This window comes from Pseudomonas sp. ATCC PTA-122608 (assembly GCF_001952855.1).
GTDB lineage: Bacteria > Pseudomonadota > Gammaproteobacteria > Pseudomonadales > Pseudomonadaceae > Aquipseudomonas.
Genome location: NZ_LPNO01000055.1, coordinates 1 through 13,797 on the forward strand (window position 1 = coordinate 1; position 13,797 = coordinate 13,797).

At 61.3% G+C, this 13,797-nt stretch carries 12 protein-coding genes; 8 read left to right on the forward strand and 4 right to left on the reverse strand.

Features of this window, described 5'->3' with window-relative positions; all coding sequences use genetic code 11:
- From AU074_RS31785 to rpmE, 4 genes are all read right to left on the reverse strand, one after another.
- On the reverse strand, window positions 1-167 hold a 167-nt coding region (locus AU074_RS31785), incomplete at its 3' end, for a transposase (RefSeq protein ID WP_371916675.1).
- Window positions 168-408: 241 nt separating this feature from the next.
- The gene (locus tag AU074_RS31790; protein ID WP_076018080.1) at window positions 409-1,677 is read right to left on the reverse strand and encodes a malic enzyme-like NAD(P)-binding protein; all 1,269 of its coding nucleotides are present in this window, start codon (window positions 1,675-1,677) and stop codon (window positions 409-411) included.
- A gap of 182 nt (window positions 1,678-1,859) precedes the next feature.
- Entirely contained in the window at window positions 1,860-2,630 is a 771-nt protein-coding gene (locus AU074_RS31795) for a thermonuclease family protein (RefSeq protein WP_083676750.1), read from the reverse strand.
- Window positions 2,631-2,688: 58 nt separating this feature from the next.
- Window positions 2,689-2,931, reverse strand: a complete 243-nt coding sequence (gene rpmE, locus AU074_RS31800) for a 50S ribosomal protein L31 (RefSeq protein ID WP_076018081.1) — start codon at window positions 2,929-2,931, stop codon at window positions 2,689-2,691.
- Between the two features lie 297 nt (window positions 2,932-3,228).
- On the opposite strand from rpmE, the gene AU074_RS31805 reads away from it, so the two are divergent.
- From AU074_RS31805 to phaZ, 8 genes are all read left to right on the forward strand, one after another.
- Entirely contained in the window at window positions 3,229-5,448 is a 2,220-nt protein-coding gene (locus tag AU074_RS31805) for a primosomal protein N' (RefSeq protein WP_076018082.1), read from the forward strand.
- A gap of 234 nt (window positions 5,449-5,682) precedes the next feature.
- Window positions 5,683-7,419: an arginine--tRNA ligase gene (gene argS, locus AU074_RS31815; RefSeq protein WP_076018084.1), complete on the forward strand. Its 1,737-nt coding sequence runs from the start codon at window positions 5,683-5,685 to the stop codon at window positions 7,417-7,419.
- Between the two features lies 1 nt (window position 7,420).
- Window positions 7,421-8,125 (forward strand): SPOR domain-containing protein, encoded by a 705-nt coding sequence (locus AU074_RS31820; RefSeq protein ID WP_017478234.1) that lies wholly within the window; start codon window positions 7,421-7,423, stop codon window positions 8,123-8,125.
- Between the two features lie 256 nt (window positions 8,126-8,381).
- Window positions 8,382-8,912 carry an ATP-dependent protease subunit HslV gene (gene hslV, locus AU074_RS31825; RefSeq protein ID WP_003209323.1) on the forward strand — a complete coding sequence of 177 codons (531 nt, stop codon included), beginning with the start codon at window positions 8,382-8,384 and terminating at the stop codon, window positions 8,910-8,912.
- Between the two features lie 38 nt (window positions 8,913-8,950).
- Window positions 8,951-10,288, forward strand: a complete 1,338-nt coding sequence (gene hslU / locus AU074_RS31830; RefSeq protein ID WP_076018085.1) for an ATP-dependent protease ATPase subunit HslU — start codon at window positions 8,951-8,953, stop codon at window positions 10,286-10,288.
- Window positions 10,289-10,450: 162 nt separating this feature from the next.
- The gene (locus tag AU074_RS31835) at window positions 10,451-10,828 is read left to right on the forward strand and encodes a gamma-butyrobetaine hydroxylase-like domain-containing protein (RefSeq protein WP_076018086.1); all 378 of its coding nucleotides are present in this window, start codon (window positions 10,451-10,453) and stop codon (window positions 10,826-10,828) included.
- Between the two features lie 249 nt (window positions 10,829-11,077).
- A complete protein-coding gene (gene phaC / locus AU074_RS31840) occupies window positions 11,078-12,757 on the forward strand; it encodes a class II poly(R)-hydroxyalkanoic acid synthase (protein ID WP_076018087.1) in 1,680 nt (559 codons plus the stop codon).
- A gap of 126 nt (window positions 12,758-12,883) precedes the next feature.
- Complete coding sequence (gene phaZ, locus AU074_RS31845; RefSeq protein WP_076018088.1) at window positions 12,884-13,729, forward strand: poly(3-hydroxyalkanoate) depolymerase; 846 nt, start codon at window positions 12,884-12,886, stop codon at window positions 13,727-13,729.
- The last annotated feature ends 68 nt before the right edge of the window (window positions 13,730-13,797 follow it).

The window sequence follows — 13,797 nt, forward strand, 5'->3', positions numbered from 1 at the left end:
GCCATCGTTGATCCGGCGCGCTCTTTGCGCACCTGCTCGACCCAGCGACGCAAAGCCGTAGGGCCGATATCCAAACTGGCGCAAATTTCGGGAACAGGCAGGTTTTGATCAAGCACCATACTGACGGCGTTGAGTTTGAACTCGCTGGAATAGGACTTTCGCATCATCTGCACACCTCAGGTTTGGGCGCCATCATAGCGCCCTATTGATGTGTCCAAATTCATTAGGCCAGTTCAGCTTGCTCGCGAAGGCGGAGTATCAGGCTCATATGGGCCGACTGACACACCGCCTTCGCGAGGCAAGCCCACTCCCACATTTGGATCACCGCAAGGCTCGAGCTAATTGCCAGCCACAAAAAAAGCCCCGACTCGCAAGAGCCGGGGCTTTTTGTTGGTGCGCTACAACGGCTTAGCCGTTGAACACATCGTCCACGCTTTGCAGCGGGTAGTTCTTCGGATACGGCAGGGTAGCCACACCGGTCTCGATCGCAGCTTTAGCCACGGCATCGGAGATCAGGGTGATCAGGCGCTTGTCCATTGGTTTCGGGATGATGTACTCACGACCGAATTCCAGTTTGGCGCCACCGTAGGCATCACATACATCCTGAGGCACCGGCAGCTTGGCCAGTTCGCGCAGGGCGTTGGCCGCAGCTACTTTCATCTCTTCGTTGATGCGCTTGGCGCGAACGTCCAGGGCACCACGGAAGATGAACGGGAAGCCCAGTACGTTGTTGACCTGGTTCGGGTAGTCCGAACGGCCGGTGGCCATGATCACGTCGTCACGGGTGGCGTGGGCCAGTTCCGGGGAGATTTCCGGATCCGGGTTGGAGCACGCGAACACGATCGGGTTGGCTGCCATGGACTTGAGGCCTTCGGCGCTCAGCAGGTTCGGGCCGGACAGGCCAACGAACACGTCTGCACCGTCAAGGGCGTCAGCCAGTGTACGCTTGGAGGACGGATGCGCGAACATCGCCTTGTACTGGTTCAGGTCGGTACGCTCGGACTGAATCACGCCCTTGCTGTCGACCATGTAGATGTTTTCCAGCTTGGCGCCCATGCTCACGATCAACTTCATGCAGGAGATGGCCGCAGCGCCGGCGCCCAGGCAAACAATCTTGGCTTCGCCGAGGGTTTTGCCAGCGATTTCCAGGGCGTTGATCATGCCGGCCGCGGTAACGATCGCGGTGCCGTGCTGGTCATCGTGAAATACCGGGATGTCGCACTGTTCGATCAGGGCCTTTTCGATCTCGAAGCACTCAGGTGCCTTGATGTCTTCCAGGTTGATGCCACCGAAGGTGATGGAGATGCGCTTTACGGTGTCGATGAAAGCCTGCGGGCTTTCGGAATCAACTTCGATGTCGAATACGTCAATGCCGGCGAAGCGCTTGAACAGCACGCCTTTACCTTCCATGACTGGCTTGGAAGCCAACGGGCCGAGGTTACCCAGGCCGAGGATCGCGGTGCCATCAGAGATCACTGCAACCAGGTTGCCTTTGCCGGTGTACTTGTAGGCCAGTTCAGGATCCCGGGCGATTTCACGTACGGGCTCGGCAACGCCAGGGCTGTAGGCCAGCGACAGGTCGCGGGCGGTGGCAGTGGCTTTGGTGAGCTCTACACTCAGCTTTCCTGGACGAGGATGGGCATGATATTCGAGAGCGGCAGTTTTCAAATCAGACATATCGGCATTCCGCTTTTACTGTTGGTCGACGGACCGCCGAGGATACGCGTGTCGCAAAGTCCCTACAAGACTGGGCAGTCACAGGTGTCAAGAGCCCTGCCCTAAGACTTTTGGCCAAGAGCCACGGGATACAAGGGCTCAACTGTTCACAATCACACTAAAAAATGTCTACAATTTTTTTCTTACGGCACCCGCTGAAGCATGCTTGGATCAGTCAGTGGCAGCAGCCAGCGTGCCTGGTCATTTTTCAGGGCGCCGCGCCGGGAACGGTCCTGCACCCAGCCGCGCGCTTCGATGGACTGACCCTGCAAACCCTTCAACAGCGTGCTGTCGAACGTGGCCATCAGATTGGGTGCAATGCGTAATACCAATGAGCCCCGCAACTCAATCCAGAGGCCGCCGCGATTGCGTTCGATTTTGCTCACCTGGCCGCTGACCACGGCAAAGCCCGAGCGCCGGATCTTCGCCGCGTCCACCACCGGCGACTGGCGCCACACCCCCAACCGGGCCTGCCGGGCGCTGCGTTCGGCGGCTTGCTGGCAGGCGACCAGTTCCACATTCGGCGCGACTGCCACCTGGAAACCCAGGCCTTCGGCGAGCAACTGCGCCTCCAGATTTGCGCCATTGGCGCCGTAAAGATGGGCCAGGGTGCGACCGTAACGGTCCTTGCTGTCCCGGCCAGGCACCACGCCAACGCGCCCACCACTCGCGTCCACCAGGCTTTGCAAGCGCTCGCGGGCGGCCACGGCGAAAGGCTCGTCAGTGCGTCCCTTCTTGCCGGTTTCCGGGGCATTGACGCCGATCATGCGTACGCTGCGGCCATCCTTGAGGCGCACCGTGTCGCCATCCACTACCCGCTGCACATCGAAGGTAGCGACATTGCCGGGCGCCGGGCAGAACACCTCGGCCTGGGCCGGCGCCAGCCAAATCGCAGACACAAAAAAGGCGCCCACAAGGGGCGCCTTTTTTATCAACAAAGAAAAGCCAAACAGGCTTTTCAAGCCGATCGCCTTACTCAGCTTCTGGAGCTGGAGCAGCAGTTTTAGCTGCGCCGAAAGCACCGAAACGGGTCTTGAAGCGATCAACACGGCCGCCAATATCCAGAGTCTTCTGCTTACCGGTGTAGAACGGGTGGCACTCGTTGCACACGTCGATTGGCAGAGCTTTGCCGAAAGTCGAACGGGTTTCAAACTTGTTACCGCAGCTGCAGGTAACGTCGATGGCAACATAGTTTGGATGGATATCGGCTTTCATGGTGTATTCCTCAGGCTAGCGTGCCGCCAATCAACACTATTGTTGAATACCGCACGTAATTAGGCCGCGGATTCTACCAGACCTTTTTAAACGCGCAAGAAGCACTGCGGCCCCTTTCATCAGAAAAGCGCGGCATACCCAACACCCTGTGGGAGCCGGGCTTGCCCGCGATGCAGGCGCTGCGGTCTCTCAGGGGCACCGTATGGATACTATCGCGGGCAAGCCCGGCTCCCACATCCACCGCCGGTCTGCTAGGCTCCCGCCCTTCTTCGCCGCCCGTCATATGAGAACCCCCGCGTGCCCGACGCCATTTTGCGCCTCGCCCTGCCCTCGCCCCTGCGCCGCCTGTTCGATTATCGGGCTCCTGCCGGTGTATTGCGGTCGCAGTTGCAGCCCGGCATGCGCGTGCGCGTGCCGTTTGGCCGGCGGGAGATGATCGGCATCCTGGTGGAAGTCGCCGATCACAGCGAAGTGCCCGCCGAGAAGCTCAAGCCCGCAGTGGCGATCCTCGACGCCACGCCGCCGCTGCCACCCGCGCTGTTCAAGCTGTGCCTGTGGACCTCGCAGTATTACCAGCACAGCCTGGGCGACACCTTGAGCTGGGCGCTGCCGGTGTTGTTGCGCCAGGGCGAGTTGGCCGAGGCGCGCCAGGAGCGTTTCTGGTCGATGGTGCCCGGGGCGCGCATGGATGACCCGCGCATCGCCCGCGCCCCGCGCCAGCGTGAAGCTTTGGCAACCCTGGCCCAGCATCCCCACGGCGTCGCCCATCAGCTGTTAAGCAAGCTGATGCTGAGCAAGGACAGCCTGGACTTGCTGCTCGCCAAGGGTTTGGTGCAGGTGGAGATCCGCAAGCACGCCCCCGGCGAACGCCACGAACACTGGCTGGCCCAGCCGGAGCTGCCGCTCAACCCCGAACAACGCGCCGCCTGCGAGGCGATTCGCGCCGGTTTCGACAGTTTCCACGCGTTCCTGCTGGCCGGCGTCACCGGCAGCGGCAAGACCGAAGTCTATTTACAGCTGATCCGCGAAACCCTCGAGGCCGGCAAACAGGCGTTGGTGTTGATCCCCGAGATCAACCTCGGCCCGCAAACCCTGGCGCGCTTCGAACAGCGCTTCAACGCGCGCATCGCCCTGGTGCACTCGGCGGTCAACGACCGCGAGCGCCTGGAATCCTGGCTTGCCGCCCGGGACGGCGAGGCCGACATTATTATTGGAACACGCTCGGCGCTGTTCACCCCGATGAAAAATCCCGGGCTGATCATCATCGACGAAGAACACGACGGCTCCTATAAACAGCAGGAAGGCCTGCGCTACCACGCCCGCGACTTGGCGCTGGTACGCGCCCGCCAGGAAAACATCCCGATTGTGCTGGGTTCGGCCACGCCCTCCCTCGAAAGCCTGCACAACGCCTACACCGGGCGCTATGGCCTACTGCGTCTCAACGAGCGTGCCGGCGGCGCCAAGCAGCCACGCTTCCTGCGCCTGGATGTGAAAAGTCGCCCGCTGGACAGCGGTATTTCCGGGCCGATGCAACAAGCCATCGGCCAAACCCTCGCGGCGGGCCAGCAAGTGCTGGTGTTCCTTAACCGCCGGGGTTTTGCGCCGACGTTGCTGTGCCACGACTGCGGCTGGATGTCCGAGTGCAAGCGCTGCGACGCGCGAATGACCGTCCACCAGCGTTCCGGCGAGCTGCGCTGCCATCACTGCGGCCATGTGGAACGGGTGCCACGTCACTGCCCGCAGTGCGGCAAGGTCGACTTGCGCCCGGTGGGCGCAGGCACCGAGCGCGCCGAGGAGCGGCTGGGCATTCTGTTCCCGGATTACCCGGTGCTGCGGGTCGACCGTGACAGTACGTCGCGCAAGGACGCGATGAATCAGCTGTTCGCCACGATCCAGAAGGGCCAGCCGTGTATTTTGGTGGGCACACAGATGCTTGCCAAAGGGCATCACTTCCCACGGGTGACCCTGGTGTCGATCCTGGATGCCGACGGCGGGTTGTTCTCCGGGGATTTCCGCGCCAGCGAACGCATGGCACAGCTGATCGTGCAGGTCGCAGGCCGTGCCGGGCGGGCTGAAGAGCCAGGCAAAGTGATCATCCAAACACACCTGGCCGACCACCCATTGCTGATTCAACTGACAGAACAAGGCTACTTTGCCTTCGCCGAGCAGGCCTTGAGCGAACGCCGCTCGGCCGGCTTGCCGCCGTTTGCGCATCTGGCGCTGCTGCGGGCCGAGGCGCACAAGCCGGGGCAGGCCGAAGGTTTCCTGGATGAAGCGTGCAGCGAGGCTGAACGTTTGCTGGGGGAGCTGGGTCTGACCGGCATCGAGCTATTGGGCCCGGTGCCAGCACCGATGGAACGCCGCGCCGGGCGTTACCGAGCCCAGCTACTCTTGCAAGCCAGTGCCCGCGCCCCGCTGCATCGTCTATTAAGCAGCTGGTTACTTGCGCTGGAGCAAATGCCCAGTGGTCGCCAGGTGAGATGGTCGTTGGACGTAGACCCGGTAGATTTGTACTAGACCCCTGTGGCGAGGGAGCTTGCTCCCGCTGGGCTGCGAAGCGGCCCCAAAAAARCCGGGAGCGCTACGCACTCCAGCGGGAGCAAGCTCCCTCGCCACAGCAAGCTCCCTCGCCACAGGTTAATCGTCCGTCAAGGTCCAGCGAAGGTTGGCAAGCCCGCCCTCCCCACGGATAATGCCCAGTTTTTCCACCTGCGCATCGCGCGCCACCGCTTGCGGTCGAAAGAGAACACCATGAAAGACACCATTCGCCAGCTGATCCAACAAGCCCTCACCCAACTCGTCAACGAAGGTGTGTTGCCTGAAGGCCTGACGCCGGCGATCCAGGTGGAAAACACCCGCGACAAGACCCACGGTGATTTCGCCAGCAACATCGCGATGATGCTGGCCAAGCCGGCTGGCCTGAAGCCTCGCGACCTGGCGGAAAAAATCATCGCCGCGCTGCCGGCCGACCCGCAGGTGACCAAGGCTGAAATCGCTGGCCCAGGCTTTATCAACTTCTTCCAGAACACGCAGGCCCTGGCTTCGCGCCTGGACGCGGCCCTGGCGGATGCCAGAATCGGCGTACGCAAGGCTGGCCCGGCACAGCGCGTGGCTATCGACCTGTCGGCGCCGAACCTGGCCAAGGAAATGCACGTAGGTCACTTGCGCTCCACGATCATCGGTGACGGCGTGGCGCGGGTCCTGGAATTCCTCGGCGACGACGTGATCCGCCAGAACCACGTGGGCGACTGGGGCACCCAGTTCGGCATGTTGATGGCGTACCTGCAGGAAAACCCGATCACCAGCAACGAGCTGTCGGACCTGGAGAACTTTTACCGCGCCGCCAAGAAGCGTTTCGACGAATCCGAAGAATTCGCCGACCGCGCCCGTGGCCTGGTGGTCAAGCTGCAAGCCGGCGATGCCGAATGCCTGGAACTGTGGGGCCGCTTCCGCGAGATCTCGCTGTCCCATTGCCAGGAAATCTACGAGCTGCTCAACGTCAAATTGACCATGGCCGACGTGATGGGCGAAAGCGCCTACAACGACGACCTGATCAACGTGGTCAACGACCTCAAGGCCAAGGGCCTGCTGGTTGAGAGCAACGGCGCACAGTGCGTGTTCCTCGAAGAATTCAAGACCGCCGACGGCGACCCGCTGCCGGTGATCATCGTCAAGGCCGATGGCGGCTACCTCTACGCCACCACCGACCTGGCCGCCGTACGCTACCGCAGCGGCGTGCTGAAAGCCGACCGCGCCCTGTATTTCGTCGACCAGCGCCAGGCCCTGCACTTCCAGCAAGTGTTCGAAGTGGCGCGTCGCGCCGGTTTCGTCACCCACCCGATGCACATGGAACACATGGGCTTCGGCACCATGAACGGCGCCGATGGCCGCCCGTTCAAGACCCGTGATGGCGGCACCGTGAAGCTGATTGACCTGCTGAACGAAGCCCAGGACCGCGCCTACAACCTGGTGAAGGAAAAGAACCCGGAGCTGGCCGAAGCCGACCTGCGCAACATCGCCCGCGTGGTGGGCATTGGCGCGGTGAAATACGCCGACCTGTCCAAGCACCGCACCAGCGACTACAGCTTCAACTTCGAGCTGATGCTCAACTTCGAAGGCAACACCGCGCCGTACCTGCTGTATGCCTACACCCGGGTGGCCGGTGTGTTCCGCAAGCTGGGCAAGGACTTCAGTGAAGTCGAAGGCCAGATCAACCTTGAAGCGCCACACGAGCAGGAACTGGCGGCCAAGCTGGCGCAATTCGGCGAAGTGCTGAACAGCGTCGGCGAGAAAGGCACGCCGCACATCCTCTGCACCTATTTGTACGAAGTCGCCGGTTTGTTCTCCAGCTTCTACGAGAACTGCCCGATCCTGACCGCAGACGACGAAGCTCAAAAGCAGAGCCGCCTGCGCCTCGCCGCACTGGCAGGACGGACCCTCAAGCAAGGCCTGGAATTGTTGGGCCTGGAAACTCTGGAGCGTATGTAAGTTGGCTGCCAAGAAAAAACCTGCACCCAAGCGCGGCGCCAGCCGCTACCAGGCACCTGCGAAGAAACCTATTCCGGGCTGGTTGTGGATGGCGATCGGCCTGACGGTCGGCGCGTTTGTCGTGTTCCTGATGAAGCTGGACCCGGGCAAGGGCGATGACGTCAAACGGGTCAAGCAAGAGCAGCAGAGGGCGACGAAAATGGCCGAAGCGAACAAGACCGTCCCGAGCCCGACTGCGCCGGTGAAGCCGAAGTACGACTTCTACACATTGCTGCCGGAATCGGAAGTGATCGTGCCGCCGGACGCCGTGCCGGAGAAAACCCTGCCGACGCCGCAGCCTGTGCCGACTACACCGGTAACACCGGCGGAAGCGGCGAAAATCGACACTGCACGGGCCCAGGCGGCATTGGCCGGGATCACCCCGCCGCCACCGCCGCCCGTTGCCACGACCAAAGCAGCGCCGGTGACCAAGTTCTTCCTGCAGGCGGGCTCGTTCCCGAAACAGGCGGATGCGGACCGCGTGCGTGCGCAGATCATTCTGCTGGGGCAGGCGGTGACGGTGGAGTCCGGGACGGTTAAGGATGCGACCTGGTATCGCGTGCTGGTAGGGCCGTTCAGCAACCGTGAACAGCTGACCGTGGCGCAGAAACAACTGGCGGGTGCAGGGTTTAGCAACCTGTTGTTACAACAACGCCAAAGCCGCTGATTGCGAGAACATAGCAGTACCCATGTGGGAGCGGGCTTGCTCGCGAAGGCGCCAGATCAGTCAATATTTCCAGTGACTGACACACCGCATTCGCGAGCAAGCCCGCTCCCACATTTGATTTTCATCGCCGTCAGGACCGAGACCGACACATAAACACCACTCGTCCGCCCTCCCGTCCTACAGTTGAAATCCCCCCCGCCACCCCCATATGAGTTCCATCAGGGCATTTTCGCCCCGCAGCGTGGAGACTCTCCCCTTGACCACCATCGTTTCAGTTCGCCGCCACGGCAAAGTCGTCATGGGCGGCGACGGCCAGGTTTCACTTGGCAATACCGTGATGAAAGGCAACGCGAAAAAAGTCCGTCGCCTGTACCACGGCCAGGTCCTCGCCGGTTTTGCCGGCGCCACCGCTGACGCCTTTACCCTGTTCGAGCGCTTTGAAGGCCAACTTGAGAAGCACCAGGGCCACCTGGTCCGTGCCGCCGTCGAACTCGCCAAAGAATGGCGCACCGACCGCTCCCTCAGCCGCCTCGAAGCCATGTTGGCCGTCGCCAACAAAGACGCCTCGCTGATCATCACCGGCAACGGCGACGTGGTTGAACCCGAAGAAGGCCTGATCGCCATGGGTTCCGGCGGCGGTTACGCCCAGGCCGCAGCCAGCGCCCTGCTGAAGAAAACCGACCTGTCGGCCCGGGAAATCGTCGAGACTGCCCTCGGTATCGCTGGCGACATCTGTGTCTTCACCAACCACAACCTGACCATTGAGGAGCAGGACCTCGCCGAATAAGCCGCAGGCTTATTCCCGCTTGAGGACCGCCAATTACTATGTCCATGACTCCCCGCGAAATCGTCCATGAACTCAATCGCCATATCATCGGCCAGGACGATGCCAAGCGCGCCGTTGCCATCGCCCTGCGTAACCGCTGGCGCCGGATGCAACTGCCCGAAGAATTGCGCGTTGAAGTAACCCCCAAGAACATCCTGATGATAGGCCCGACCGGTGTCGGTAAAACCGAGATCGCCCGGCGCCTGGCCAAACTGGCCAACGCTCCGTTCATCAAGGTCGAAGCCACCAAGTTCACCGAAGTGGGCTACGTGGGCCGTGACGTCGAATCGATCATTCGTGACCTGGCCGACGCTGCCCTGAAGCTGCTGCGCGAACAGGAAATGACCAAGGTCAGCCATCGCGCCGAAGACGCCGCCGAAGAACGCATCCTCGACGCCCTGCTGCCACCGGCACGCATGGGTTTCAACGAAGACGCGGCACCGAGCTCGGATTCCAACACCCGCCAGCTGTTCCGCAAGCGCCTGCGTGAAGGCCAGCTGGACGACAAGGAAATCGAGATCGAAGTCGCCGAAGTGTCCGGCGTCGACATCTCCGCACCGCCTGGCATGGAAGAAATGACCAGCCAGTTGCAGAACCTGTTCGCCAACATGGGCAAGGGCAAGAAGAAAAGCCGCAAGCTCAAGGTGAAGGAAGCACTGAAACTGGTGCGCGACGAAGAGGCCGGGCGCCTGGTGAATGAGGAAGAACTCAAGGCCAAGGCCCTGGAAGCGGTCGAGCAGCACGGCATCGTGTTTATCGACGAGATCGACAAGGTGGCCAAGCGCGGCAATTCCGGCGGCGTCGACGTATCCCGCGAAGGCGTGCAGCGCGACCTGCTGCCGCTGATCGAAGGCTGTACCGTCAACACCAAGCTGGGCATGGTCAAGACCGACCACATCCTGTTTATCGCTTCCGGTGCGTTCCACCTGAGCAAGCCGAGCGACCTGGTGCCGGAGCTGCAAGGCCGTCTGCCGATTCGCGTTGAGCTGAAAGCGCTGACGCCGGGCGACTTCGAACGCATCCTCAGCGAGCCGCATGCGTCGTTGACCGAGCAATACCGCGAACTGCTGAAAACCGAAGGCTTGGCCATTGAGTTCCTGCCGGACGGTATCAAGCGTTTGGCCGAGATCGCCTGGCAGGTCAACGAGAAGACCGAGAACATCGGTGCCCGTCGTTTGCACACCTTGCTTGAGCGCCTGCTGGAGGAAGTTTCCTTCAGTGCCGGCGACATGGCGGGCGCGCAGAATGGCGAGGCGATCAAGATCGACGCCGACTACGTCAACAGCCACTTGGGCGAATTGGCGCAGAACGAAGATCTGTCTCGTTATATCCTGTAAGGCTTACGCAGGAACCGCTCTGCTTTAATGTGGGAGCGGGCTTGCTCGCGAATGCGGTGGGTCAGTTAATGCAACTGTGACTGACACACCGCATTCGCGAGCAAGCCCGCTCCCACAGTTTAAAACCGGTTCCTTCAGGATCATCTCTGAGCGGTTCCCCAAATGACCAAACTGCCTACCGCGATCAACCTGCACAAAGCCTCCAAGACACTGGGCCTTACCTACGGTCCTGACGAGGTGTATCAACTGCCCGCCGAATTCCTTCGCGTGCACTCCCCCTCCGCCGAGGTCCAGGGCCACGGCAAACCGATCCTGCAATTTGGCAAGCTCAATGTCGGCTTGAGCAAGATCGAACCCGCCGGCCAATACGCACTGAAATTGACCTTCGACGATGGCCATGACAGTGGATTGTTCACCTGGGACTACCTCTATCAACTTGCCGTGCGTCAGGACGCGCTGTGGGCTGACTATCTTGCCGAACTGAAAGCCGCCGGAAAAACCCGCGACCCGAGCCAGTCGGTCGTGCGGCTGATGCTCTAGCTCAGGCCTCTTGCTCATTAGTGGGCATTTTCTAATTCCATCTGCTTGAATGCCCCTCTGTCGTGGCCAACGATTGGCCCGCTTGCGAAAAAAATTAAACTCGGGTAACCAATGGAACTGGCAAGTTCCCTGCATTTGACGATGCGGTATTAACGGTCACCCGAGCAGTAGTACCAGGCTGTGCTGTGTCGCAAGTAGTGGTACACAGCGGTACCCGGTACTCGTCTGTCGGACAATGGAGCGTCGTAGATGAGTAACAAGAACAACGATGACTTGAAACGCCAAGCCTCGGAAAACACCCTGGGGCTGAACCCGATCATCGCGTTACGGAAAAAGGATTTACTGGCATCCGCTCGGATGGTGCTGACCCAGGCCATCAAACAACCGTTGCACAGCGTCAAGCACGTCGCCCATTTCGGCGTCGAATTGAAGAACGTGGTGTTCGGCAAATCACAGCTGACACCCGAGGCCGACGACCGCCGCTTCAACGACCCGGCGTGGACCCAGAACCCGCTCTACAAACGTTACCTGCAAACCTACCTGGCGTGGCGCAAGGAGCTGCACGACTGGATCGGTGACAGCAACCTGTCGGAGCATGACATCAGCCGCGGCCACTTCGTCATCAACCTGATGACCGAGGCCATGGCGCCTACCAACAGCGCGGCCAACCCGGCGGCAGTCAAACGCTTCTTCGAAACCGGCGGCAAGAGCCTGCTGGACGGCCTGTCGCATCTGGCCAAGGACATGGTGCACAACGGCGGCATGCCGAGCCAGGTCAACATGGGCGCCTTTGAAGTGGGCAAGAGCCTGGGCACCACCGAAGGCGCCGTGGTGTTTCGCAACGATGTGCTGGAGCTGATCCAGTACCGGCCGATCACCGAGCAGGTGTACGAACGCCCGCTGCTGGTGGTGCCGCCGCAGATCAACAAATTCTATGTATTCGACCTGAGCCCGGACAAGAGCCTGGCGCGCTTCTGCCTGCGCAATAACCAGCAAACGTTTATCGTCAGTTGGCGCAACCCCACCAAGGCCCAGCGCGAGTGGGGCCTGTCGACCTATATCGAGGCGCTGAAAGAAGCGGTCGATGTGGTGAGCGCGATCACCGGCAGCAAAGACATCAACATGCTCGGCGCCTGCTCCGGCGGCATCACCTGCACCGCCCTGCTGGGCCACTACGCGGCGCTGGGCGAGAAGAAGGTCAACGCCCTGACCCTGCTGGTGAGCGTGCTGGACACCACCCTGGACACCCAGGTGGCGCTGTTCGTCGACGAACAGACCCTTGAAGCAGCCAAGCGCCATTCCTACCAGGCCGGTGTGCTGGAAGGCCGCGACATGGCCAAGGTGTTTGCCTGGATGCGCCCCAATGACCTGATCTGGAACTACTGGGTCAACAACTACCTGCTGGGCAACGAGCCACCGGTGTTCGACATCCTCTTCTGGAACAACGACACCACCCGCTTGCCGGCCGCGTTCCATGGCGACCTGATCGAGCTGTTCAAGAACAACCCGCTGATACGCGCCAACGCCCTGGAAGTGTGCGGCACGCCGATCGACCTGAAGCAGGTCACCGCCGATATCTATTCCCTGGCAGGCACCAACGACCACATCACGCCGTGGCAGTCCTGCTACAAGTCGGCGCAGCTGTTTGGCGGCAAGGTCGAGTTTGTGTTGTCCAGCAGCGGGCATATCCAGAGCATCCTGAACCCGCCGGGCAACCCCAAGTCGCGTTACCAGACCAGCGACACGATGCCGGGCAAGGCCCTCGACTGGCAGGAGAACGCCACCAAGCACACCGATTCGTGGTGGCTGCATTGGCAGGCGTGGCAGGCGGAGCGCTCGGGCAAGTTGAAGAAGGCGCCCGCAAGCTTGGGTAATAAAGCGTACGCAGCGGCTGAAGCGGCGCCGGGCACTTATGTACATGAACGATAGAGCACACACACTTTTGTGACTGGAACTCGGTCAATGTGGGAGCGGCGGTGCGACGATTCGACTTGCTCGCTCCCACACTGACCGAGTTCAGACAGGGAATAGCGCGCCATTTTGCAGGGTAGGCCCATGCCGCAACCGTTCATCTTCCGTACCATCGACCTGGATGGCCAAGCCATCCGCACAGCGGTACGCCCGGGCAAGCCTCACTTGACGCCGCTGCTGATTTTCAACGGCATCGGCGCCAACCTTGAGCTGGTGTTTCCGTTCGTCCAGGCCCTGGACCCGGACCTGGAAGTGATTGCCTTTGATGTGCCGGGCGTCGGCGGTTCGTCGACCCCCAGCCGGCCTTATCGCTTTCCCGGCCTGGCCAAGCTCACCGCGCGCATGCTCGATTACCTGGACTATGGCCAGGTCAACGTGGTGGGCGTTTCCTGGGGCGGGGCGCTGGCGCAGCAGTTCGCGTATGACTACCCGGAGCGCTGCAAGAAGCTGATTCTCGCCGCCACCGCCGCCGGCGCCTTTATGGTACCGGGCAAACCGAAAGTATTGTGGCTGATGGCCAGCCCCCGGCGTTATATCCAGCCGTCCCATGTGGTGCGCATTGCCCCGATGATCTACGGCGGCTCCTTCCGTCGGGATTCGAAGCTGGCCGCCGAACACGCCAGCAAAGTGCGTTCGGCCGGCAAGCTGGGTTACTACTGGCAACTGTTCGCCGGGCTTGGCTGGACCAGCATCCACTGGCTGCACAAGATCAAGCAACCGACCCTGGTGCTGGCTGGCGATGACGACCCGCTGATCCCGCTGATCAACATGCGCATGCTGGCCTGGCGCATACCCAACGCCCAACTGCACATCATCGACGACGGTCATCTGTTCTTGATTACCCGGGCCGAGGCTGTGGCGCCGATCATCATGAAATTTCTCCAGGAGGAACGCCTGAGGGCGGTGATTCACCCGCAACCCGCACTTTAGACGGCGGCGGTCAGGACAACCGCGCCGCGCAACTTGGCCAGAACCGACTATGGTTCTGAATTGGCGTG

Bases quoted from the DNA above. Each gene is read 5' to 3' on its own strand.
- AU074_RS31790 (WP_076018080.1), bottom strand. From the start codon at position 1,677: ATGTCTGATTTGAAAACTGCCGCTCTCGAATATCATGCCCATCCTCGT.
- rpmE (WP_076018081.1), bottom strand. From the start codon at position 2,931: ATGAAAGCCGATATCCATCCAAACTATGTTGCCATCGACGTTACCTGC.
- argS (WP_076018084.1), top strand. From the start codon at position 5,683: ATGAAAGACACCATTCGCCAGCTGATCCAACAAGCCCTCACCCAACTC.
- hslU (WP_076018085.1), top strand. From the start codon at position 8,951: ATGTCCATGACTCCCCGCGAAATCGTCCATGAACTCAATCGCCATATC.
- AU074_RS31835 (WP_076018086.1), top strand. From the start codon at position 10,451: ATGACCAAACTGCCTACCGCGATCAACCTGCACAAAGCCTCCAAGACA.
- phaC (WP_076018087.1), top strand. From the start codon at position 11,078: ATGAGTAACAAGAACAACGATGACTTGAAACGCCAAGCCTCGGAAAAC.
- phaZ (WP_076018088.1), top strand. From the start codon at position 12,884: ATGCCGCAACCGTTCATCTTCCGTACCATCGACCTGGATGGCCAAGCC.